We start from the raw sequence: 22,222 nt of genomic DNA on the forward strand, positions 1-22,222 counted from the left end.
GGCATCCTCGACCCTGCCCGTGCTCCCACCCTACGCCGCGGCCGCGAGGCGGGTGTCGGCACCAGCCCATAGGCTCGGAGGATGACCGAGCGCCCCCTCAACCGTGAGATCCTCCGTCTCGCGGTGCCCGCTCTCGGTGCGTTGATCGCGGAGCCGGCGTTCCTCATCGTCGATGCGGCCCTCATCGGCCACCTCGGCACGACCCCGCTCGCCGGGCTCGGCATCGCGGGCGCGGTGCTGCAGACCGTGGTCGGCCTCATGGTGTTCCTCGCCTACTCGACGACCCCGGCGGTGGCGCGTCATTTCGGTGCCGGACGCCCGGGCGACGCGGTGTCGGTCGGCGTCAACGGGATGTGGTTGGCGCTTGCGCTCGGCGCTGTGCTCGCGGCCGCCGGCGCGGCGTCCTCGCCCTGGCTGGTGTCGCTCTTCGGGGCGAGCGAGGCCGTGGCCGTCGAGGCGAACGCGTACCTCGTCGTCTCGATGTGGGGCCTGCCTGCGATGCTCATCGTGTTCGCGGCGACCGGTCTGCTCCGCGGGATGCAGGACACGGTGACGCCGTTGTGGATCGCCGGGCTCGGGTTCGGCGCGAACGCGCTGCTCAACGTGCTCTTCATCTACGGCTTCGGCTGGGGCATCGCGGGGTCGGCGGCGGGAACGGTCGTCGCGCAGTGGGGGATGGTCGGCGCGTACGTGCTCGTGGTGCGTCGGCTGGCCGCCCGCCATCGCGCCTCGCTCCGCGTGCAGCGGGAGGGCCTCGGCCGCACGGCGCGCTCGGGTGGCTGGCTGTTCCTGCGCACGGTCAGCCTGCGTGTCGCACTGCTCGCGACCGTGGCGGTGGCGACCGGCATCGGCACCTCGGAGCTCGCCGGCTGGCAGATCGTGTTCACGATCTTCTCCGCAGCCGCGTTCGCCCTCGACGCGCTCGCGATCGCGGCGCAGGCCCTGATCGGCAAGGAGCTGGGGGCGGGAGACGAACGGCAGGTGCATCGCGTGCTGCGGCGCACCGTGGCGTGGGGCGTGTGGTTCGGTGTGATCGTGGGCGCGATCATCGCCGCGCTGTCGGGCGTGCTCGGCATCGTCTTCACGGGCGACCCCGCGATCGCGGCGCTCGTACAACCCGCGCTGCTGATCCTCGCCGTCGCCCAGCCGATCGCCGGCGTCGTGTTCGTGCTCGACGGCGTGCTCATGGGAGCCGACGACGCCCGGTACCTCGCGATCGCGGGAGGGCTGAATCTCGTGCCGTTCCTGCCCGCGCTATGGATCATCGCGGCGAGCGGGGTCGACGCGGCGCCGGGGCTCGTGTGGCTCGCGGTGGCGTTCTTCGGCGTCTACCTGCTCGCGCGGCTCGCGACGCTCGGCTGGCGCGTCCGCTCAGGGCGCTGGGTCACCGCGGGCGCCTGACGCCGCGGCGGCTCGCGCGGCGGCTCCTCTCCACAACCGTCGTGCGCGACGACGTTCTCCCCGATCCCGGATGTTTCCCGGAATACAGCACCACAGACCCCTGGCGCACTCCGTCATGCTCGTCGGACACTGAAGGGATGCTGGGGATGAACGAACCACAGGTATGGACGCTGGTCGGCGTGTTCGCCGCGGGGATATGCGGAATGATCACGATCGTCCTGACGTCGTTCATGCACGTCATGAAGACCGAGTTCGCGAGCGTGCGCATGGAGATGCGGAGCGAGTTCGCGAGCGTGCGGACCGAGATCCGCGCCGTGCACGGACGCATCGATCACCTGGATCGTGACGTCAACGCGATCTACCGGCACCTGTTCGGCATCGACCGCGGCTGACGGCGCGGCGCCGGCGACGTCGACCTGCGTGAGTCCTCAGCGTGCGGTCATCCTCAGCCGGCATACCTCCGGCACCATTCGTACATGATCACGGCCGCCGCAGCGCTCGCGTTGATCGACCGCGTCGAGCCGTACTGGGTGATCTCGATGTGCCCCGACGCCGCGGCGAGCGCCTCCTCCGACAGCCCCGGCCCCTCCTGACCGAACAGCAGCACGCAGCGCTCCGGCAGGTCGGCACGGTCGACCGGCACGGCCCCGTCGACGTTGTCGACGGCGATCACGGCGATCCCCTCGCCCGCCGCCCACTGCGCGAAACCGGCGACGTCCTCGTGATGCACGACGTGCTGGTACCGATCCGTGACCATGGCGCCCCGCCTGTTCCACCGTCGACGACCGATGATGTGCACGGTGTCGGCGAGGAAGGCGTTGGCGCTGCGCACGATCGAGCCGATGTTCATGTCGTGCTGCCAGTTCTCGATCGCGACATGGAACGGATGCCGACGCTTGTCGAGGTCGGCGATGATCGCGTCCATGCGCCAGTAGCGGTAGCGATCGACCACGTTGCGAGTGTCGCCCCCGGCGAGGAGTGCGCGGTCGTAGTGGGCATCCGTCGGCCACGCAGCCTCGCCGCCGGGCCACGGGCCCACCCCGTGAGTCGGCTGCGCGGGTGTGCCGTCGTCCGGCTCGCCGGCGGTCTGCGGATCCATCCCGTCAGGCTATCCACCGAGCGCGGACGAGGGATTTAGGTACGCCGAAATATCCGCTACGATTTCGGCATGCCTAAAAATTCCGTGATCGAGGCGCCGGCGCCTCGGACGACCCCGCCCCGCAGCCTGTGGCTGCTCGGCCCTGCTCTCGTCGCGGGCGTCGCCTACCTCGATCCGGGCAACGTGGCCAGCAACATGACGGCGGGCGCGCAGTACGGCTACCTGCTGGTGTGGGTCGTCGTGGCCGGCAACGTCATGGCCTGGCTCATCCAGTACCTGTCCGCCAAGCTCGGCGTCGTCACCGGGCAGAGCCTCCCCGAGGTCCTCGGCCAGCGCCTGCGCCGCCCCTGGGCGCGCCGCGCGTACTGGCTGCAGGCCGAGCTCGTCGCGATGGCCACCGACATCGCCGAGGTCATCGGCGGGGCCGTGGCCCTGTACCTGCTGTTCGACATCCCGCTGCTGCTCGGCGGCCTCATCACCGGCGCCGTGTCGATCGGCATCCTCCTGGTGCAGAGCCGCCGCGGTCCACGACCGTTCGAGTTCGTGATCATCGGGCTCATGGCGATCATCACGATCGGCTTCGTCGCCGGGCTGTTCATCGCCCCACCCGACCCGGCCGGCATCGTCGGCGGCCTGGTGCCCCGCTTCCAGGACACCGGTTCGGTGCTCCTCGCCGCCTCGGTCCTCGGCGCCACGATCATGCCGCACGCGATCTACGCGCACTCCTCGCTCGCCCGCGACCGTTTCGGCGCCACCGCGCCCGACACGGACGACGAGACCGCCCGCACCGAGACCTCCCGCATCCGCAGACTGCTCTCCGCGACGCGTTGGGACGTCTCGATCGCGATGATCATCGCCGGGTCCGTGAACCTCGCGATCCTGCTGCTCGCCGCCGCCAACCTCGCCGGCGTCGACGGCACCGACTCGCTCGAGGGAGCACATGCCGCCCTCGCCGCAGGGCTCGGTCCGGTCGTCGCGACGTTCTTCGCGGTCGGCCTGCTCGCCTCGGGGCTCGCGTCGACCTCGGTCGGCGCCTACGCCGGAGCCGAGATCATGCACGGCCTGCTGCGCATCCGCATCCCCGTGCTCGCCCGCCGCCTGGTGACCCTGATCCCGGCGCTGCTCATCCTCGGTCTCGGCGTCGACCCCACACTGGCGCTCGTGCTCAGCCAGGTCGTGCTGTCGTTCGGCATCCCGTTCGCGCTCATCCCGCTCGTGGCGCTCACCGCGCAGCGCCGCACGCTCGGCGTGTGGGCGAACCGCACCTGGACCACCGCTGCCGGCGTCGTCGCCTCCGTGCTGCTGATCGCACTCAACGCCGCATTGCTGTGGCTCGTGTTCACGGGGGCCTGACGACGCGACGGGGAGCGCGCGCCGATTAGGCTCGGAGTCATGTCTGCCGATCCCGCGCGCCGCACCGTCCGCATCCTCACCTTGATCGGGGTCGCGGCCGGAGTGATCGGCGGACTGCTCGTCGCGTTCCCGACGGTCCTGCCGGTCGGCGGTCCGTGGGTACAGCTCGGACTCGGCCTCGCGACACTCGTGCTCGCGTTCCGCGCTCGCAAGATCGGCATCGCCGAGGTCGAGGGTTTCGACGGTCGCCTGTCGCTCTTCGCCGCACTGCTCGGCTTCCTCGTCGTGTTCTTCGCGGGGCAGGTCGCATTCGGCATCCTCGTCGACGTCGCGAACTGAGAAATCGGGAACAGAGACAACGGGAACGACGCCGGAGTCAGGCTCGCCTAAGCTGGAACCGTGGCATCCCCGGCAGCAGACGACTACCTCAAGACCGTCTACGCGCACACCGAGTGGCAGGATGCGCCGATCACCCCGTCGGTCCTGGCGGGCAAACTCGGCATCGCGCCGTCGTCGGTCACCGAGATGGTGAAGAAGCTCGCGGCCGCCGGACTCGTCTCGCACGTGCCCTACGGCGCCGTGCGCCTCACGGACGCCGGCACCGCACGCGCCCTCGCGATGGTGCGGCGTCATCGCCTCGTCGAGACCTGGCTCGTGCGCGAGTTCGGGTACGGGTGGGACGAGGTGCACGACGAAGCCGAGGTGCTCGAGCACACCATCAGCGATCGACTGCTCGAGGGCATCGACGAGCGCCTGGGCCGTCCGCGCTTCGACCCGCACGGCGATGCGATCCCCGATGCCGACGGCCGTGTGGAGCGCGAACCGTTCGTGCTCCTGGCCGACGCCCCCGCCGGGCACAGCGGCCGGGTCCTGCGGGTCGACGACCGCGACCCCGACCTGCTCCGCGCCCTCGACGCGCTGGGACTCGTGGTCGCCGTCGTGGTCACGGTCTCCGCCGAGGGCATGATCCTCGACGGCGAGCCCGCCGACCTCCCGGAGGGCGCCGCCGACGTGGTCTGGTTGTCGGCCTAGGGCCACGCGACCCCGTCACCTCCCGGCAACACGCGACCAGTACGCTGAGCACATGGGACACCGCGACGACATCGAGTGCTGGCTGACCGACATGGACGGCGTTCTCGTGCATGAGAACACCGCCATCCCCGGCGCGTCCGAGATGCTCGCGGGCTGGGAGCAGAACGAGATCCCCTACCTCGTGCTCACGAACAACTCGATCTTCACGGCACGCGACCTGTCGGCCCGACTGCGCGCGAGCGGCCTGATCGTGCCGGAGGAGCGGATCTGGACCTCCGCTCTCGCGACCGCCGACTTCCTCAAGCAGCAGCTGCCGGGCGGCTCCGCGTTCGTGATCGGCGAGGCCGGCATCCTCACGGCCCTGCACGAGGCGGGGTTCATCATGACCGAGACGAATCCCGACTTCGTCGTGGTCGGCGAGACGCGCAACTACTCCTTCGAGGCGATCACGAAGGCGATCCGGCACATCATCAACGGCTCGCGCTTCATCGTCACGAACCCCGATGCCACCGGCCCCTCTTCCGACGGCGTGCTGCCGGCCACCGGCGCGATCGCCGCCCTGATCACGAAGGCCACGGGCAAGGAGCCCTACGTGGTCGGCAAGCCGAACCCGATGATGTTCCGCTCGGCGCTGAACAAGATCGGCGCGCACTCCAAGAAGACCGGGATGATCGGCGACCGGATGGACACCGACATCGTCGCGGGCATCGAGGCCGGCCTGCACACCGTGCTCGTGATGACCGGCATCAGCGACCAGACCGAGATCGAGAAGTACCCGTTCCGCCCCGACGAGATCGTCGATTCGGTGGCAGACCTCCTCCCCACCGTGACGGAGTCGATCCCCACGCTCGACGAGGACTGACGGAGACACGGACGATGGGCGCCCTCGACGACGGCGAGAGGATCTCGGCAGCGGATGCCGTGGTCTGGCGTGCCTGGCTCGAGCAGAACCACGAGCGCTCGGCCGGTGTCTGGCTGCTCAGCGTGCGGGGTGGCGGCGCGACCGGCGTGGGCTATGACGACGCGGTGCGACAGGCGCTGTGCTTCGGCTGGATCGACGGCCCGGTGCGGACCTTCGACGACACCACGGTCGGGCAGTGGTTCTCGCCGCGTCGCCCTGGCAGCGGCTGGGCCGCGACCAACAAGGTGCGGATCGCCGAGCTCGAGGCCGCCGGGCTCCTGGCCCCGGCCGGCATCCGCGTGCTCGAGACCGCGAAGGCGAACGGGTCGTGGACCGTTCTCGACGGGCCGGAGGCCGGTATCGAGCCTCCCGAGCTCACCGCGGCGCTGGATGCCGTGCCGGCGGCACGCGAGCACTGGGACGCCTTCCCGAAGTCGGTGAAGAAGTTCGGCCTCACCCATATCGCCATGGCCAAGCGCCCCGAGACGACGACGGCTCGCATCGCGAAGATCGTGGCGGATGCCGCGGAGGGGAAGCGCCCGTGAACCAGTCAGACCTGCTGTTCCTCGTTCTCATCCTCATCGGCCTGAGCTCGCTGACGATCATCGTCGTGCAGTTCGTGCGCGGTCGGCGCCGCGGTCCCGGCGATGACGACGGTCGCGCCGGCTGGTGGGAAGGGCCCTGGGACGACGACGACCGCAAGCGCTGAGCGGCGTCCCGGTCACTCCGAGATCTCAGCTCAGCGTCAGGCTCCGCACGGACGCGACGGGCTCCGGCATCCGCAGCGGTCCCGCGCCCGGCGTGATCGTCCCGAGGATGCGCGGCTCCCGCGCCCCGGTCCCGCCCGCCGTGACGGCGGCGACGCCGTGCATCGTGCACCAGCCGATCAGCGCGAAGAGGATCGCCTCCTTGCTGTCGACCGGGGCGCCGAGTTCGTCGGCGAGCGCGATCTCGACGTCGGGGAGCGCGTCGCGCAGACCCTGCAGGATCAGCGGGTTGTGGCAGCCGCCGCCCGACACGGCGAGGAATCGGATGCCGGCCGCGGCGACGTCGCGCGCGACCGTGCGCACCGTGAGCTCGGTGAGCGTGCGGACGAGGTCGGGCGCGGAGATCTCGCGGCCGTCACGCCGCGCCGCATCGACGTGGGCGCGCACGTAGTCGAGGTGGAAGTGCTCCTTGCCCGTGCTCTTCGGCGCCGGGAGCGCGTAGTACGGGTCGGCCAGGAACGCGGCGAGGAGGGCGTCGTCGACCACGCCGGTGCGCGCGATCGCGGCATCCGCGTCGTAGCCCCGGTCGTTCAGTCCCTCCGCGACGACGACCGCGTCGACGAGGGCGTTCGCGGGCCCGATGTCGTAGGCGACCAGGCCCTCGGGGCCGACGACCGTCATGTTCGCGATGCCGCCGAGGTTCACCGCGGCGGAGACCCCGGCACGGCCGCGGAGCAGGAGCTCGTCGAGGTACGACACGAGCGGGGCGCCATGACCGCCGGCCGTGATGTCGCGGATGCGCACGTCGGAGACGACCGGCGTTCCGACGCGTTCGGCGATCCACGCGGGCTGTCCGATCTGCAGCGTGCCCCGCGCGTGACCGCCGTCGACCCAGTGGAAGACGGTCTGCCCGTGCGTGCAGACGGCGTCCACTCCCCCGACGGCGTCGGCCGCGGCGTGGGCGACCTCGGCGAACGCCTGGCCGATCAGGGTGTCGAGCTCGCACATCTCGGCGAACGTGGTCTGTGCGGGCGGGAGCGCGGCGATCAGTCTCGCGCGGAGCGCCGGCTCGTAAGGCACGCTGTCCTCGTGCAGGGCCGTGCCGTGCAGCGCACCATCCGTCTCACGGAAGTCGACGACCGCGACGTCGATCCCGTCGTGCGAGGTTCCCGAGAGCAGTCCGAGTACGCGCATGTGGAGTCCTTCCCGCGGTGGTGGGTGTCGACTCCGAGCCTACGTGTGATTTGTTAGGGATGCAGACGGAACCGTGAGATCTCTCCTTCACAACCTCCTGGTTGGGTCCGGTTCTCCACAGCAACCGCCCGTCCCCGACGCCTGGCACGCGATCGCGTCGATCCCGCGACTAGCATTCTGCGCAACCCACCCCGCCGCGTCAGAATGGGAGCATGTTCGTGTCCGCAGAGATCGTCGCCGTCGTGCTCAGCGCGGTCGGCATCGTGCTGACTCTGGGCACGAGCATGTTCCTCGGCTTCGCCTGGTGCGTGCGACGGACGGATGCCGTGGATCTGAGACTGGATGCGGTCGAGCAGAGAGTCGGCGCGCGGATCGACGATCTCGACCACAGGCTCAGTGCCCGGATCGACGCGCTCGACCTCAAGATCGACACACGCACCAACGACCTCGACCGCAGCCTCGGCGCCCGGATCGACGCGCTCGACCTCAAGATCGACACACGCACCAACGACCTCGACCGCAGCCTCGGCGCCCGGATCGACGCCCTCGACATCAAGATCGGCACCCGCACCGACGACCTCGACATCAAGATCGGCACCCGCACCGACGACCTCGACCGCGGCCTCGGCGCCCGGATCGAGAATCTCGCTCACGAGGTCACCGAGCTCAAGATCGCGGTCGCACGCCTCGAAGGGCCCCTGCCGCATCTGCTCACGCGCTCGCGCTGACCCCGACCCCGACGCGGGAGCAAGGGAGCGGGTCAGCGCAGCACGAGCGCGGCGGCGCCGATCAGCGGGCCCTCGTCGCCCAGCCCTGAGCGCACGACGCGCGTGCGACGCGAGTACTCGTGCGCGGCGCTCGTGGTGAGCGCGGCCTGCACGAGATCGATGTAATCGTCGGAGACGCGCGAGAAGCCCCCGCCGATCGCGACCATGTCGAGGTCGACCAGGGTGGCGGCATCCGCGAGCGCCTCGCCCACGGCCGTCGCCGAGCGCACGATCGCGGCGCGCGCGATCTCGTCGCCGGATGCCGCGCCTCGCGCGAGATCCTCGCCCGTCGCGCCCGCCCATCCCTGCTGCTGTGCCCAGGCGGCGCTGGCGGGGCCCGAGGCGACCTCCTCGAGCGTCAGACCGCCCTCGCGACGCACCTGCCCCAGATGCCCGGCGTTGCCGGTCGCACCGGGGATGTACGCACCGTTCACGACGAAGCCGCCGCCGACGCCGGTCGACACCACGATCGACAGCGAGGCGCCGGCGCCCTGCGTCGCGCCGAGCCACGACTCCGCGAGCGCGAGGGCGCCGCCGTCATGGCCGAGCACGGTCGGCACTTCGCGGCCGAGAACGGCCGAGGCGCTCGCCCGCACCGACTCCGCGAGCCCGAAACCACGGGCGAGGGGCATGTTGACGGGCACGATCGCTCCGGCCGACCGCTCGATAGGACCGGCGCTGCCCGCACCGGCACCGACGAGCTCGGCATCCTCGGGGAGCGCGGCGAGCGCGTGCGCGACCACGGCGGCGACGCCGCGGTCGAGCGACTCGAACGTCGCCTCGCGGCCGGTGGGCTGCCGCGAACGGCTGCCGTCGACGAGCACGCCGTGCTCGCTCACGAGCGCGGCCTCCATCTTGGTGCCGCCGACGTCGACGGCCAGGGCGTACCGGGTCACTGCGGGTCGAGTCCGAGGTCGTCGAGATCGAAGGCGGCGCGCCATTCCAGGCCCTCCGCCTCGATCGCGGCCTGCGCGCCGGTCTTGCGGTCGACGATCACGGCGACCGCGACGATCTCGGCGCCCTCCTTGCGAAGGGCTTCGACGGCCTTGAGCGCCGACTGGCCGGTGGTCGAGGTGTCCTCGAGCACGACGACGCGCTTGCCCTTGACGTCGGCGCCCTCGATCTGACGTCCGCGGCCGTGGTCCTTCGGCTCCTTGCGCACGACGAACGCGTCGAGAGGACGCTCGGTCGCGACGGAGGCGTGCAGCACCGAGTTGGCGATCGGATCGGCGCCGAGCGTGAGCCCGCCGACCGCCACCGCGTCGAGGTCGGCGATGAGGTCGAGCATGATGCGGCCGATCGCAGGAGCCGCGCGATGGTCGAGCGTGAGTTTGCGCATGTCGACGTAGTACGTCGCCTGCTTGCCGCTGGAGAGGGTGAAGTCCCCGTGGAACACGGCCTCATCCTTGATGAGGTCGAGGAGTGTCTGGCGGTCTGCGTCGAGTGCGGTCACGGCTTCCAGTGTAGGAGGCGCCGACCGCATCCCCCGCAGATGTCGCGCGGAATCCGGTGTCGGTACCCGCAACTAGGCTGGACGCATGCGCTTGGCCACCTGGAACGTCAACTCCATCCGCACCCGTGTCACCCGCACCGTCGAGTTCGCCGTGCGCGAAGACGTCGACGTGCTGGCGATGCAGGAGATCAAGTGCAAGCCCGAGCAGTTCCCGTACGGGCCGTTCGAAGAGGCCGGGTATCACGTCGAGGTGCACGGCCTGAACCAGTGGAACGGCGTCGCGATCGCGAGCCGCCTGCCCGTCACCGACGTGCGCACCTCCTTCGACGGGATGCCGGGCTTCGCCAAGGGTCACGAGGGTCCCGACGCTCCGCTCGAGGCGCGGGCACTGGGCGCCATGGTGGGCGGCGTGCGCGTGTGGAGCCTCTACGTGCCGAACGGCCGTGCGCTGGGCGATCCGCACCTGGCCTACAAGCTGCACTGGCTCGAGGCGCTCAAGACGGCGACCGCCGCCGAGCTCGCCGCGAACCCCGAGCTGCCTCTCGCCCTGGTCGGCGACTTCAACATCATCCCCTTCGACAAGGACAACGGCGACCCCGACATCGTCGAAGGCGTCTCGACGCACGTCTCTCCCGAAGAGCGCCAGGCGTTCTTCTCTCTCGCCGACGCCGGACTCAGCGACGTCGTGCGCCCGCTGATCCCCGAGGGGTTCACCTACTGGGACTACCAGCGCCTCAAGTTCCCGCGCAACGAGGGTGTGCGCATCGACTTCGTGCTCGGTTCGTCGACGTTGGCGGATGCCGTGACCGCCGCCTCCATCCACCGCGACGAGCGCAAGGGCGAGCAGCCCAGCGATCACGTGCCGGTGCTCGTCGAGATCGACGACAGCCGCCTCGGCACGGGCGCGGCCGAGGACGACGACGACCTCCCGATGATCTTCTCCTGAGAGTCTCGTGACGCTCCGCCTGATCGCGACCGACCTCGACGGCACTCTCCTCACCTCCGCGGTCGACGTCAGTCCGCGCACGCGCGCGGCGCTGGACGCGGCGCGCGCCCGCGGCATCCACGTCGTGCCCGTGACGGCGCGGCAGCCGATCGGTCTGCGCGCGATCGCCGGCGGCGCGGGGTTCGACGGCTGGGCGCTGTGCAGCAACGGCGCCTTCGCCACGCACCTCGCCGACGGACGGATGCTGTTCGCCGAGGAGCTGCCCGCCGACACGATCCGCACCCTGGCTGCGGCGCTGCGCGAGAGCATTCCCGATCTGCTGTTCGCGAGCGTGCGCGAGGGCGGCGAGACCTTCGTGGCCCAGCACGGATACGCCGAGATCGCCGATATGACCGACCATAAGCGCGACCCGCGCACGATGGGCGGCGTCGCGCTGGATCGCGTACTCGACGCCCCCAGTCTGAAGCTCGTGATCCGGCATCCCGAGCTCGCACCTCCCGCCGTCTTCGAGGCGCTGCGTGCGCTGGGTCTCGCCGGCTTCGAGGCGACGCTCTCGGGGGCGCCGTTCGTGGAGGTCATGGCCGAGGGCGTCACGAAGGCCACGGGCCTCGCGCGCCTGTGCGAGCATCTCGACATCGACCGGGCCGACGTCGTGGCGTTCGGCGACGCGCTCAACGACGTCGAGATGCTGCACTGGGCCGGTCACGGCGTCGCGATGGCGAACGCCGAGGATGCCGTGAAGGCCGCCGCCGACGAGACCACCGCCTCGAACGACGACGACGGGGTCGCGCGGGTCATCGAGCGGATGCTGAACTGAGTCCGAGAAGACGAAGAACCCGGCCGCCCCAGGGGGACGACCGGGTTCGAACCGCATGGTCTGGTCAGCCGTGCGCGCGACGGCGGCGCATGAGCGCCGCGCCGAGGACCGCGAGGACGAGACCGGTGAAGAGCGGCACCGCCGGGATCTCAGCGCCCGTGGCCGCCAGCCGGTCCGGACCCGTCGCTGCGCCTGCCGCGCCGCCGGTCGCCGCGGCGGTCACCTGAAGTGCGACGCTGGCCTGGATCGACGCTCCCGCGCCGAGTGCGACGAGCGTGTGCGCGCCGACCGGGGCCGACGCGGGAATCCGCAGCGTGCCGCTGATCCGGCCGCTCTGATCCGCCGTCAGCGAGCCGAGCGCGAGCGGGTCGGAATGCAGTTCGAAGGCGACGGTCTCGCCCGCGGAGAACCCGGCGCCCGTGACCGTGATCGCGCCGCCGGCGCGGACGCTCCCGACCGACAGCGTGAGCGACGGAGCCGGCGCGTCGCACGACGGAGTCAGGACGACGTTGATGTTCCGGAACGTGGCGCCGACCGCGGCCTGGATGCTCGTCGCCGATTCGAGCGAGGTGGCGCCGCCGGAGTACCGCGTGCAGAAGCCCGGCGCTTCGACACGGATGCGGTACTCGCCGGCGGGAAGCGGGCCGCTCTCCTGTGCGATGAACGGATCGTCGCTGCCGAAGCGATACGCACCCGACGCCTGGACCGTCGCGACCTCGCGCCACTCGCCACTGCTCCAGAGCAGTGCGGTGACCGTGGCGCCTCCGGCGGGCAGCGATGCCCCCGATGCCGTGACCGTGCCCTGGATGTCGGCGCCGGGTTCGAGCGTGAAGTCGATGTCCGGGGTGTCGACGGTCGACCCCAGCGTCACTGTCGTGGATTCGGACAGCGTCCTCGCATCGGGGTAGAACATGATGCCCCAGTCGATGCCGAACTGGGTCTCCCCCGCACGGAGGGTGTAGTCGCCCGCAGGAAGCGCGATCCGATAGGTGCCGTCGCTCTGGGTGTACGCCATCCCGGCGATCTCGCCGTCCGACCACGCCTCGACGATCACGCTGTCGGTCAGAGGCACGCCCCCGACGAACACGGTGCCGGTGATCGCAGCCCTGGACGACAGTTCGGCGTCGAGGCCGCCACGCGACTCACCGGGTGCGACCGTGATCGGCGTGGCGTCGTCGTAGGAGGCTGCATCTTCCCAGTACTCGGATGCTGCGGTGTCGTCGGCGCTCGAGAAGTGCACGAGGTGGGCGCCCGGGGCGACCGCGACACTGTACGAGCCGTCCGGCTCGATCGAAGCGCTCCAGTAGCCGGCATCCGAGAGGACTTCGACGGAACCCGCGACCGGCGACCCGTCCGATTCCCTGGTGACGGTGCCGGACACGGTCGCCACCTCGAGCAGGGAGGCGTCGATGCCCGTGCGCGCGACGCCTTCGTCGACGGCGATGGTCGTGGCGTCCTGGAGGGCGTACGCGCCGTCCCAGTACTCGGTCGCGAGGCTGAGGTCAGCCGGGGCGAATCGGACGAGGTACTCGTCGGCGGCGAGACCCTCCAGCACGTAGTCGCCGTTCTCGTCGGTGAAGGTCGTGGTCGTCGACGGCGTCGAGCTGCCGGTCGCGATCACCGATACGCCGCCGAGGGGCTGCCCATCGGACTCCGCGGTGACGGTGCCGGCGATCGTGCCGCCGTCGGCTGCGGCGATCACCGCCGTGTCCGATCCGGCGCCGCCGTCTTCAGCGGCGGCACTCGTCGCACCCGCCGCCGTCAGTACGGCTGCCGCCACTCCCGCGAGCACTACGCGAAGCAGCCGCCCCCTCTTCTCCCGTCGCGACACCGTCGCCCCCTCCATTCGAGGAGGTCGCACGGGTAGCGGGAACGCTGCCACGCACGGCCTCCAGAATCTGCGCGCCGAATGGCGCGGCAGCGTTCTCTGAATCTAGGGGACGTGAGCCGATTAAGTCCAGACTCTCGATGAATCCGCGTCTGTTCGTGGTCGACTCGAGATCTCTCCCTTTCGGTCCTCAGTCCTCGAAGGTGTCGACCTGCGGCGCGCGGTCGGTGCGGCCGTAGCGCAGGAGCGTCACGCCCTCGGCATCCGTCACCGGCTTCTCGATGAGCTCGAGCACCGAGGGCATCGCGTCGTCACGGAAGACCTTCTTGCCGGCGCCGAGCAGGATCGGGTACACCCACAGGTTGAGCTGGTCGAAGAGACCCTCGGCGAGCAGGGTGTGCACGAAATCGATGCTGCCGATCACGTGCACCTCGCGATGCCGGTCGCGCAGGTCGGCGATCTCGGCGGCGAGGTCGGCGCCGACGCGTGAGCTGCCCTGCCAGGCGAGCGGGAAGTCGGCGTCGCGGGTCGCGACGTACTTCGGCACCCGGTCGAACAGCTGCCCGATGTCACCCGACGGGCCGTCGGTGTGCTGCGGCCAGTACGACGCGAAGATGTCGTAGGTGCGGCGGCCGAGCAGCAGCGCATCGAGTCCTTCCATGCCCTTCGCGATCTCGGGGCCGACACCCGACGACGGGTAGCCGGCCTGCCAGCCGCTGAAGGTGAAGCCACCCGAGGTGTCCTCCCCCACGCCGCCCGGCCCCTGGGCGACGCCGTCGAGGGTGGTGAACAGATCGATGAGGATGCGTCCGGTCATGATGGTGCTCCTTTGCACGAGAAACGGGGTCTTATACAGCGAGGGATGCGCCGAGCGGCGCGATGTGGAACGTGCGGGCGAACGAGTCGAGGTGCGCGACGTCGCCGCGGACGACCGCGAGCACGTCGTGCGCGATCGCCTCCGCAGGCGTGATTTCGCCGCCGATGAGACGACGGATGCCGGGGCCGGCGACGATCACGGCATCCGGCTCCACCCTCTCGGGCTCCCGCCCACCGACGGGTGGCGGGGGCGGCGAGACCTGCGTGACCGTGAGCCGACCTCCCCGCACGGAGGCGTGCAGCGCGACCTCCCCGACGTGCAGTTCGTACTCCGCGTCGTCGGCGGCATCCGCCCGGAAGGCCGTGCGCAGCGCCATCGTGAGCGAGTCGGCGGTGACGACGTCGCCCTCCTCCGGGTCGCCCATGGTCTGGAAGCCCCAGCGACCGAGCGCCAGGATGACGGGTTCGAGCGCTCGTCCGTACGGAGTGAGCTCGTAGGCGAGACCGCGGAGCAGCGGGATACGACGCACGACTCCGCCGTCCTGCAGCTCCTTCAGGCGGGTCGACAGGATGTTGGTGGGGATGCGCGGCAGGCCCTGCTTGAGGTCGGTGTAGCGGCGCGGTCCGACGAGCAGATCGCGGACGATGAGCAGCGCCCACCGCTCGCCGATCAGCTCGACGGCCGTCGTGACCCCGCAGTACTGGCCGTAGCTGCGCGCCGCCATCAGGAACCGGCGCTCTGCTCCGCGACGTGCTCCGGACCGTTCTCGATCGCCTCCGGCGTCATGTACAGGAAGCCGAGCGAGTTGCCGTCGGGGTCGTCGATGTCGCGCGAGTACATGAACCCGTAGTCCTGCGCGGGCTTCGGCTCGGTGCCGCCGGCGGCAAGGGCCTTCTCGGCGACCGCATCCACGTCCTCGCGCGACTCGCGACTGAACGTGACCGAGACCTGTGCGACCTGCGTGGGGTCGGCGATGGGCTTGTCGGTGAAGGTCTGGAAGAACTCGCGCTTCAGGACCATGAAATAGATGGTGTCCGACCAGACGACGCACGCGGCGTTCTCGTCGGTGAAGTTCGGGTTGATCTCGCAGCCGAGGGCCGTGTAGAACGCCTTGGCGCGCTCGAGATCGGTGGTGGGCAGGTTGACGAAGACACTGGTCACGATGACTCCCTTGTCGGAGGTGATGCTGACGATGAGCGGGGCGGTTCCGACCCGATGCGTCGATACTTGCAAAAAACAACTTAAATTGTCAAGAGCAAGTTCACTCCGTCGCGCGGGGGATGCCACGGCATCCGCTCCCCCGTACGGTGGTGACATGCCCGCCGCGCCGTTCACCCGCACGCCGACACTTCGCGAGCGACGCAGCGACCTGGCGCTCGCCGCGATCATGTTCGTCGGAGCGATCCTCAGCGCCGCGCTCTCGACCATCTCCGAGATCTACGGAGACTCGACGGCCGAGCCGTGGACCGCCCTCGTGTACGCGGCGGTCGTCACGGCTCCCCTCGCCCTGCGCCGACGCTTCCCGGCCCCGGTCGCGATCGTCGTCTGCCTCGCCTACTTCACCGCCGTGTCGCTCCAGGTGCCCGAGATCTACGTCGGCAACATCGCCATGTTCGTCTCGCTCTACACCGTCGGCGCCTGGATGAACCACCGCAGGGCAGCCACCATCGTGCGCGTCGCGATCATCGTCGGCATGTTCGTGTGGCTGCTCATCTCGATGTACCGCACCGCGCTCGAGGAAGCCGACCGGGCCGACGTCGCCGCCGGCCTGCTCTCGCCGTACGTCGCCTTCATGCTGCTGCAGGTGCTCCTGAACGCGCTCTACTTCGGCGGCGCCTACTACTTCGGCGACCGCTCGTGGAACGCCGCGCAGGCACGCGAGATCCTCGAGCAGCGCACGGCCGAGCTCGAGCGCGAGCGCGAGGTCACGGCCGCGCAGGCCGTCGCCCTCGACCGGGTGCGCATCGCGCGCGAGCTGCACGACGTCGTCGCCCACCACGTCTCGGTCATGGGCGTGCAGGCCGGCGCCGCCCGACTCGTGATCGATCAGGATCCCGAGAAGGCGCGCGGCATCCTCACCGGCATCGAAGGGTCGGCGCGCGATGCGATCCACGAGCTCCGGCAGCTGCTCGAGACCCTGCGGTCGCCTGGAGAGGACACCACGGATGCGTCGTCGACGGTCGGGCTCGACGACATCGCCGACCTCGTCGATGCGTCGACCGAGGCGGGACTGCCGACCGACTACGCCGTGATCGGCGACCCCGTGCCGGTGCCCTCGGTCGTCGCCGTGAACCTCTACCGCATCGCACAGGAGTCGCTCACGAACGCGCGACGGCACGCCGGCGTCGGCGCGACGGCCGACGTGCGGGTGCGCTACGACGGGGATGCCGTCGAGGTCGAGGTCGTCAACACCGGCCGCTCCGTCGCGGCGCTGCGCCCCGGGCTCGGCCAGCTGGGCATGCGCGAGAGGGCGGCAGCATCCGGGGGCACGCTCGACGTCGCCCCCAGGGCGACGGGCGGTCTGCGGGTGCGGGCGCGGGTGCCCCTGCCGGTGACAGCGATCACGCAGGGAGACGCCTCATGACCACGACCCCGATCCGCGTGCTGCTCGTCGACGATCACGCGATGCTGCGCGCCGGGTTCCGCACGATCCTCGACACACAACCCGACATCGAGGTCGTCGGCGAGGCCGCGACCGGCGCGGAGGCCGTGGCCGCGGCATCCGCCCTGCGTCCCGACGTCATCACGATGGACGTGCAGATGCCCGACATGGACGGCATCGAGGCGACACGTCTGCTCGTCGCCGACCCCGCGATCACGGCGCAGATCGCGATCATCACGACCTTCGACCGCGACGACTACCTCTACCGGGCGCTGGATGCCGGCGCGAGCGGATTCCTGTTGAAGAACGCCGGTGCCGACGACCTCATCGCCGCCGTCCGTGCGCTCGCGGCCGGCGACGGGATGCTGGCGCCCGAGGTCACACGGCGCGTGCTGTCGCGGTTCTCGGCGAGCCCCGCGCCGGCACCCGCACGCCCCACCGCCGCCGCGCCCGCACTGCTCGAACCGCTCACCGACCGCGAGACCGAGGTGCTGGCCCTGCTCGCAGACGCCCGCAGCAACGGCGAGATCGCGGCCGCGCTGTTCATCGGCGAGGCGACCGTGAAGACCCATGTCTCGCGCATCCTGCAGAAGCTGGGCGCGAGGGATCGCGTACAGGCCGTCGTCCTCGCGCACCGGATGGGCCTGGCCTGACCGCGTCCCGGCCAGGCATCCCGATACTCTCGGAGGGTGTCCGCTCCCCCGCGCCCTCCCGTGACCCGCCCGGTGCTCGCCGGGGTCGTCACGGCGCTCGTCGGGTTCACGAGCTCCTTCGCGGTCGTGCTCACCGGGCTGCACGCGGTCGGCGCATCCTCGGCCCAGGCCGCGAGCGGACTTCTCGCCCTCAGCATCACGATGGGGCTCGCGTGCATCGTGCTCGCCTGGCGGTACCGGATGCCGATCACCGCGGCCTGGTCGACCCCCGGCGCCGCGCTGCTCGCCGCGACCGGCACGGTCGAGGGCGGGTGGCCCGCCGCGGTCGGGGCGTTCCTCGTCGCGGCCGCGCTCATCCTCCCCACGGCGCTGTGGCCCGCGCTCGGCGGGCTGATCGCCCGCATCCCTCCGTCGATCGCACGGGCGATGCTCGCGGGAGTGCTCCTGCCCCTGTGCCTGGCCCCGATCACCGGGCTCGTCGCGAACCCGTGGGGCGTGGTGCCGGTCGTGCTGACGTGGCTCGTGTGCGCGCGTCTCGCGCCGCGCTGGGCCGTGCCGCTCGCGTTCGTCGCGGCAGCCGTGGTCGTCGCGGCGTCGCTCGCGCAGACGGGGGCGACGGTCGACGCGGGACTCCTCGTGCCGCGCCTCGAGTTCACCGCGCCGGTGTTCACGGTCGGCGCCCTGGTCGGCATCGCCCTGCCGCTCTTCATCGTCACTATGGCGTCGCAGAACGTGCCGGGCGTCGCGATCATGCGCAGCTTCGGCTACGAGGTGCCGTGGCGTCCGGCCATGCTCGTCACCGGACTAGGCACGGCCATCGGCGCCCCCGCGGGCGGCCACGCGATCAACCTCGCCGCGATCAGCGCGGCCCTCGCCGCCGCGCCCGACGCCGACCCCGACCCGAAGCGCCGCTGGATCGCCGGCGTCTCGACGGGAGGGTCGTACCTCGTGCTCGGCGGGTTCTCGGCAGCGTTCGCCGCGCTCGTGCTGCTCGCACCCGAGGCCGTGATCCCCGCGGTCGCCGGCCTCGCGCTGTTCGGCGCCTTCGGGGCCGCCGTGCAGCAGGCCATCGACGATCCGGGCGAGCGCATCCCCGCGGTCGTGACGTTCCTGGTCGCTGCCTCCGGCATCGCGGTGCTCGGGGTGAGCGCGGCGTTCTGGGCGCTCGTGGCGGGACTCGTCGTGCGCACGGTTCTGCACCTGGGCCGACGGGAGACGGGATCATGACCGCCGGACACTTCGACGCCCGCGCCCTGCTCGAACCGGTGAACCCCGCCGAGGTCGACGCCTTCACCCGGGCGCACCGCGCCGCACACCCCACGCCGGCATCGCACATCGCGGCCTGGGTCGTGGCGATCGTCGCGCTGGCGCTGTTCGTGCCGATCATCGGGGTGTTCATCCTCGGCCTCGGCTATGCGATCGGCCGCGGCACGGGCGTCGCGGTGACCGGTGGTCTCGGCCTGATGCTGCTCGCCGGCATCACGGTCGGCGTCGTCGCGCTCGTGCGCCGGAGCATGCGAGCGCGCGCCCTCGCCCGGTATCGTCTCTCCCGCTTCGCGACGGCGAACTCGATGACCTATCTCGACCGCATCGACGCCCCTCCGCTGCCGGGCATGATCTTCCAGGCGGGTTCGGGGCGGATGTCGTCGAACGTGCTGCGCGGCACCGAACCCCGCTTCGTGGAGTTCGGCAACTACCAGTACACGACGAGCAACGGCAAGAACTCGCAGACGCATCGCTGGGGCTACGTCGCCGTCAAGCTCGACGTGCCGCTGCCGAACATCGTGCTCGACGCCCTCGGCAACAACGGCCTCGGCGGCAGCATCGCGACGGGCTTCCGCCGCGACCAGCGCCTGTCGCTCGAGGGCGACTTCGACCGGTACTTCTCGCTGTTCTGCCCCGAGGGCTACGAGGTCGACGCGCTCTACCTGTTCACCCCCGACGTGATGGCGCGGTTCATCGACCACGCGGCCGAGCTCGACGTCGAGATCGTCGACGACTGGCTGTTCCTGTACACGCGACGGGAGGCGTCGACCCTCGACCCCGCGACCTGGGCGTGGCTGTTCGGCGCGGTCGGCGCACTGCTCGTCAAGCTCGACCAGTGGGCGCGGTGGCGCGACGAGCGGCTCCGTCTCGCGGCGAGTCCGCCGCCCGCGGCGATGCCCCCGCAGCATCCGTCGACCCTGCCCGCGACCGGCGCTCCCGCCCTCCCCTTCGCCGCCCCCGCGGGCCTGCTCACCCCGCCGCCGATCGGCGTCGCCCCACCCGGACAGCGCCTCCGCCGGCGCAGCCCCTGGGTCATCCTCGGCATCGTGTTCGGCGGCCTGCTGCTCGTCGGACTCGCCCCCTTCGCGCTCGGGATCTTCGGCTTCCTGTTCCTGCGCTGACCCCGGTCACCCCCGCCCTTCTCCACAACTCCGGAGAACGGGCGAGTTCTGTCTCCGGAACCGCCCTATCGCGCCGATCCGCCCGCAGATCTCCGGAGTTGTGGAACGCGCATCCGCCGCACGACGGACGCCGACGCGGACGCCCGCCACCAATCCGCCGCACGGGGGATGCCGCAGCCTCCGCCCCGGTCATAGCGTGAGGGGCATGACAGGACAGCTCGTACTCACCGGCATCACCAAGAGCTACGGCTCACGGCGCGTGCTCGACGACGTCTCGTTCGAGGTCGCCCCCGGGCGTCTCACGGGCTTCGTGGGCGGCAACGGCGCCGGCAAGACCACCACCATGCGCATCGTGCTCGGGCTCCTGAGCGCCGACTCGGGTGCGGTCGCGCTCGACGGCCGACCGCTCACCAGCGCCGACCGCAGCCACTTCGGCTACATGCCCGAAGAGCGCGGCCTCTACCCCAAGATGAAGGTGCTCGAGCAGATCGTGTACCTCGCCCGTCTGCACGGCTTCTCCAAGACGGATGCCGCGACCAGGGCGACCGCGCTGCTCACCGAGCTCGGACTCGAAGAGCGCCTGAACGACACGATCGAGTCGCTGTCGCTCGGCAACCAGCAGCGCGCGCAGATCGCCGCGGCCCTCGTGCACGACCCCGAGGTGCTGATCCTCGACGAGCCGTTCTCGGGCCTCGACCCTCTCGCGGTCGACGTCGTGGCCGGGGTTCTGCAGTCGTCCGCGGCGAAGGGCGCGTCGATCCTGTTCTCCTCCCACCAGCTCGACGTCGTCGAGCGCCTGTGCGACGACCTCGTGATCCTCGCCGGCGGGCAGATCCGCGCCGCAGGGTCGCGTGATGCACTGCGCGCCGAGCACGCCGGCGATCGGTACGAGCTCGTCTCCGCGGGCGACGCCGGCTGGCTGCGCACGGAGCCCGGCGTCACGGTCGTCGACTTCGAGGGCGGCTACGCCCTGTTCGACGCCGACAGCCCCGAGACCGCGCAGCGCGTGCTGCGCGCCGCCGTCGAGCGCGGCGATGTCGCGAGCTTCGCGCCCCAGCATCCGTCCCTCGCCCAGATCTTCAAGGAGGTCATCCAGTGAGCACTCCTACCCGCTCCGGTTCCGGCACCGCCACCCGCGCCGGTTCCGGCACCCAGGCCTCGATGATCTGGCTCGTCGCCGAGCGCGAGATCGGCTCGAAGCTGCGCAGCAAGGCGTTCCTGATCTCCACCGGCATCCTGCTGCTGATCGCTCTCGCCGGCATCCTCATCGGCGGATTCGCGAGCTCTAACACCGCGTCCGACAAGACGCCCGTCGCGGTGACGTCTGCGACGGTGTCGGCGGTGTCGGCGCTGCCCGACGTCGAGGTGACCGAGGTCGCCGACACCGCCGCCGCCGAGGAGCTGCTGCGCGACGAGAAGGTCGACGCGGCGGTCGTCCCGGGTGAGGGCGCGACCGGCCTGACGGTGATCGCTCTGAAGGATGCCCCGAGCGGACTCGTGTCGGCGCTGTCGCAGACGCCGACCATCGAGATTCTGGAACCCGCGACCACCAACCCCCTGCTGCGCTACTTCATCGCGATCGGCTTCGGCATCGTGTTCATGATGGCGGCGGCGACGTTCGGCGGCACGATCGCGCAGAGCGTCGTGGAGGAGAAGCAGACCCGCGTGGTCGAGATCCTGCTGTCGACGATCTCGGCGCGCACGCTGCTCGCCGGAAAGGTGATCGGCAACACGGTGCTCGCGATGGGGCAGATCCTCGCGCTCGCGGCCATCGCGACGATAGGTCTCACGGCGACGGGCCAGAGCGAGGTGCTCGCGACGCTCGGCGCCCCGATCATCTGGTTCGCGGTGTTCTTCCTGTTCGGGTTCATCCTGCTCGCGTCGATGTTCGCGGCCGCAGCCTCGATGGTGTCGCGGCAGGAGGACATCGGCTCGACCACGACCCCGATCACGATGCTCATCATGGCGCCGTACATCCTCGTGATCGTGTTCAACGACAATCCGCTGGTGCTGACGATCATGTCGTACGTGCCGTTCTCGGCTCCGGTGGGCATGCCGATGCGCCTGTTCGTGGGCGAGGCGCAGTGGTGGGAGCCGCTGCTGAGCCTCGTGATCCTGCTGGCCGGCTGTGTCGCGGCGATCGTGGTCGGCGCGAAGATCTACGAGAACTCGCTGCTGCGCATGGGCAGCAGGGTCAAGCTCACGGAGGCGCTGCGCGGCTGAGCCGATGTCTCACGCACGAGACCCCCTGCCGTACGGCAGGGG

At 70.7% G+C, this 22,222-nt stretch carries 25 protein-coding genes; 17 read left to right on the plus strand and 8 right to left on the minus strand.

The window, feature by feature from the left end:
- The first annotated feature begins 81 nt into the window (after nucleotides 1–81).
- Together ACIPYT_RS02830 and ACIPYT_RS02835 are read left to right on the plus strand one after the other, a co-directional pair.
- The gene (locus tag ACIPYT_RS02830) at nucleotides 82–1,401 is read left to right on the plus strand and encodes an MATE family efflux transporter (protein WP_401070445.1); all 1,320 of its coding nucleotides are present in this window, start codon (nucleotides 82–84) and stop codon (nucleotides 1,399–1,401) included.
- Nucleotides 1,402–1,547: 146 nt separating this feature from the next.
- A complete protein-coding gene (locus ACIPYT_RS02835) occupies nucleotides 1,548–1,793 on the plus strand; it encodes a hypothetical protein (RefSeq protein WP_401070447.1) in 246 nt (81 codons plus the stop codon).
- Nucleotides 1,794–1,846: 53 nt separating this feature from the next.
- Here ACIPYT_RS02835 and ACIPYT_RS02840 read toward each other — a convergent pair whose 3' ends face one another.
- A complete protein-coding gene (locus ACIPYT_RS02840) occupies nucleotides 1,847–2,500 on the minus strand; it encodes a TrmH family RNA methyltransferase (RefSeq protein ID WP_401070448.1) in 654 nt (217 codons plus the stop codon).
- 69 nt (nucleotides 2,501–2,569) lie between these two features.
- Between ACIPYT_RS02840 and ACIPYT_RS02845 the strand changes: the two genes are divergently transcribed.
- Genes ACIPYT_RS02845 through ACIPYT_RS02870 form a run of 6 tightly spaced genes read left to right on the plus strand, consistent with a single transcriptional unit; the run spans nucleotide 2,570 to nucleotide 6,495 of the window.
- Nucleotides 2,570–3,853, plus strand: a complete 1,284-nt coding sequence (locus ACIPYT_RS02845) for an Nramp family divalent metal transporter (protein ID WP_401070451.1) — start codon at nucleotides 2,570–2,572, stop codon at nucleotides 3,851–3,853.
- A gap of 39 nt (nucleotides 3,854–3,892) precedes the next feature.
- On the plus strand, nucleotides 3,893–4,192 hold the full coding sequence (locus ACIPYT_RS02850) for a hypothetical protein (RefSeq protein ID WP_401070453.1): 300 nt from the start codon (nucleotides 3,893–3,895) through the stop codon (nucleotides 4,190–4,192).
- Nucleotides 4,193–4,252: 60 nt separating this feature from the next.
- Complete coding sequence (locus ACIPYT_RS02855; protein WP_401070454.1) at nucleotides 4,253–4,885, plus strand: metal-dependent transcriptional regulator; 633 nt, start codon at nucleotides 4,253–4,255, stop codon at nucleotides 4,883–4,885.
- A 52-nt stretch (nucleotides 4,886–4,937) separates the two neighbouring features.
- The gene (locus ACIPYT_RS02860; protein ID WP_401070456.1) at nucleotides 4,938–5,747 is read left to right on the plus strand and encodes an HAD-IIA family hydrolase; all 810 of its coding nucleotides are present in this window, start codon (nucleotides 4,938–4,940) and stop codon (nucleotides 5,745–5,747) included.
- 14 nt (nucleotides 5,748–5,761) lie between these two features.
- Complete coding sequence (locus tag ACIPYT_RS02865; RefSeq protein ID WP_401070457.1) at nucleotides 5,762–6,331, plus strand: YdeI family protein; 570 nt, start codon at nucleotides 5,762–5,764, stop codon at nucleotides 6,329–6,331.
- A complete protein-coding gene (locus tag ACIPYT_RS02870) occupies nucleotides 6,328–6,495 on the plus strand; it encodes a hypothetical protein (protein WP_401070459.1) in 168 nt (55 codons plus the stop codon). Before ACIPYT_RS02865 ends, ACIPYT_RS02870 begins: the two co-directional genes overlap by 4 nt.
- Before the next feature lie 25 nt (nucleotides 6,496–6,520).
- Here the strand turns inward: ACIPYT_RS02870 and ACIPYT_RS02875 are convergent, their stop codons facing one another.
- Complete coding sequence (locus tag ACIPYT_RS02875; RefSeq protein WP_401070461.1) at nucleotides 6,521–7,687, minus strand: anhydro-N-acetylmuramic acid kinase; 1,167 nt, start codon at nucleotides 7,685–7,687, stop codon at nucleotides 6,521–6,523.
- A gap of 212 nt (nucleotides 7,688–7,899) precedes the next feature.
- Between ACIPYT_RS02875 and ACIPYT_RS02880 the strand changes: the two genes are divergently transcribed.
- Nucleotides 7,900–8,415 (plus strand): hypothetical protein, encoded by a 516-nt coding sequence (locus tag ACIPYT_RS02880; protein WP_401070462.1) that lies wholly within the window; start codon nucleotides 7,900–7,902, stop codon nucleotides 8,413–8,415.
- 32 nt (nucleotides 8,416–8,447) lie between these two features.
- Here the strand turns inward: ACIPYT_RS02880 and ACIPYT_RS02885 are convergent, their stop codons facing one another.
- The gene (locus ACIPYT_RS02885; protein ID WP_401070464.1) at nucleotides 8,448–9,350 is read right to left on the minus strand and encodes an ROK family protein; all 903 of its coding nucleotides are present in this window, start codon (nucleotides 9,348–9,350) and stop codon (nucleotides 8,448–8,450) included.
- Nucleotides 9,347–9,907 (minus strand): orotate phosphoribosyltransferase, encoded by a 561-nt coding sequence (gene pyrE, locus ACIPYT_RS02890; RefSeq protein WP_401070466.1) that lies wholly within the window; start codon nucleotides 9,905–9,907, stop codon nucleotides 9,347–9,349. The genes ACIPYT_RS02885 and pyrE overlap by 4 nt, the downstream gene beginning before the upstream one ends.
- An 85-nt stretch (nucleotides 9,908–9,992) precedes the next feature.
- On the opposite strand from pyrE, the gene ACIPYT_RS02895 reads away from it, so the two are divergent.
- Both ACIPYT_RS02895 and ACIPYT_RS02900 read left to right on the plus strand, forming a co-directional pair.
- Nucleotides 9,993–10,853 carry an exodeoxyribonuclease III gene (locus tag ACIPYT_RS02895; protein ID WP_401070468.1) on the plus strand — a complete coding sequence of 287 codons (861 nt, stop codon included), beginning with the start codon at nucleotides 9,993–9,995 and terminating at the stop codon, nucleotides 10,851–10,853.
- A gap of 7 nt (nucleotides 10,854–10,860) precedes the next feature.
- Nucleotides 10,861–11,670, plus strand: coding sequence for a Cof-type HAD-IIB family hydrolase (locus ACIPYT_RS02900; protein WP_401070470.1), 810 nt, complete (start codon nucleotides 10,861–10,863; stop codon nucleotides 11,668–11,670).
- Between the two features lie 64 nt (nucleotides 11,671–11,734).
- Here ACIPYT_RS02900 and ACIPYT_RS02905 read toward each other — a convergent pair whose 3' ends face one another.
- From ACIPYT_RS02905 to ACIPYT_RS02920, 4 genes are all read right to left on the minus strand, one after another.
- Nucleotides 11,735–13,450 carry a carboxypeptidase regulatory-like domain-containing protein gene (locus tag ACIPYT_RS02905; RefSeq protein WP_401070471.1) on the minus strand — a complete coding sequence of 572 codons (1,716 nt, stop codon included), beginning with the start codon at nucleotides 13,448–13,450 and terminating at the stop codon, nucleotides 11,735–11,737.
- Between the two features lie 238 nt (nucleotides 13,451–13,688).
- Nucleotides 13,689–14,315, minus strand: coding sequence for a dihydrofolate reductase family protein (locus tag ACIPYT_RS02910; RefSeq protein WP_401070473.1), 627 nt, complete (start codon nucleotides 14,313–14,315; stop codon nucleotides 13,689–13,691).
- Nucleotides 14,316–14,346: 31 nt separating this feature from the next.
- Nucleotides 14,347–15,039, minus strand: coding sequence for a winged helix-turn-helix transcriptional regulator (locus ACIPYT_RS02915; protein WP_401070475.1), 693 nt, complete (start codon nucleotides 15,037–15,039; stop codon nucleotides 14,347–14,349).
- The gene (locus ACIPYT_RS02920; RefSeq protein ID WP_401070477.1) at nucleotides 15,039–15,476 is read right to left on the minus strand and encodes a VOC family protein; all 438 of its coding nucleotides are present in this window, start codon (nucleotides 15,474–15,476) and stop codon (nucleotides 15,039–15,041) included. Before ACIPYT_RS02920 ends, ACIPYT_RS02915 begins: the two co-directional genes overlap by 1 nt.
- Nucleotides 15,477–15,630: 154 nt before the next feature.
- On the opposite strand from ACIPYT_RS02920, the gene ACIPYT_RS02925 reads away from it, so the two are divergent.
- From ACIPYT_RS02925 to ACIPYT_RS02950, 6 genes are all read left to right on the plus strand, one after another.
- Nucleotides 15,631–16,899, plus strand: coding sequence for a sensor histidine kinase (locus ACIPYT_RS02925; RefSeq protein WP_401070479.1), 1,269 nt, complete (start codon nucleotides 15,631–15,633; stop codon nucleotides 16,897–16,899).
- Nucleotides 16,896–17,570: a response regulator gene (locus ACIPYT_RS02930; RefSeq protein WP_401070480.1), complete on the plus strand. Its 675-nt coding sequence runs from the start codon at nucleotides 16,896–16,898 to the stop codon at nucleotides 17,568–17,570. Before ACIPYT_RS02925 ends, ACIPYT_RS02930 begins: the two co-directional genes overlap by 4 nt.
- A gap of 36 nt (nucleotides 17,571–17,606) precedes the next feature.
- Nucleotides 17,607–18,797 carry a benzoate/H(+) symporter BenE family transporter gene (locus tag ACIPYT_RS02935; RefSeq protein ID WP_401070482.1) on the plus strand — a complete coding sequence of 397 codons (1,191 nt, stop codon included), beginning with the start codon at nucleotides 17,607–17,609 and terminating at the stop codon, nucleotides 18,795–18,797.
- A complete protein-coding gene (locus ACIPYT_RS02940) occupies nucleotides 18,794–19,957 on the plus strand; it encodes a hypothetical protein (protein ID WP_401070484.1) in 1,164 nt (387 codons plus the stop codon). Before ACIPYT_RS02935 ends, ACIPYT_RS02940 begins: the two co-directional genes overlap by 4 nt.
- A gap of 205 nt (nucleotides 19,958–20,162) precedes the next feature.
- Nucleotides 20,163–21,056, plus strand: coding sequence for an ABC transporter ATP-binding protein (locus ACIPYT_RS02945; protein WP_401070486.1), 894 nt, complete (start codon nucleotides 20,163–20,165; stop codon nucleotides 21,054–21,056).
- 62 nt (nucleotides 21,057–21,118) lie between these two features.
- On the plus strand, nucleotides 21,119–22,180 hold the full coding sequence (locus ACIPYT_RS02950) for an ABC transporter permease (protein ID WP_401074727.1): 1,062 nt from the start codon (nucleotides 21,119–21,121) through the stop codon (nucleotides 22,178–22,180).
- Nucleotides 22,181–22,222 lie beyond the last annotated feature (42 nt).

Origin of the sequence: Microbacterium sp. NPDC089695, from assembly GCF_044749085.1 — a bacterium.
GTDB lineage: Bacteria > Actinomycetota > Actinomycetes > Actinomycetales > Microbacteriaceae > Microbacterium.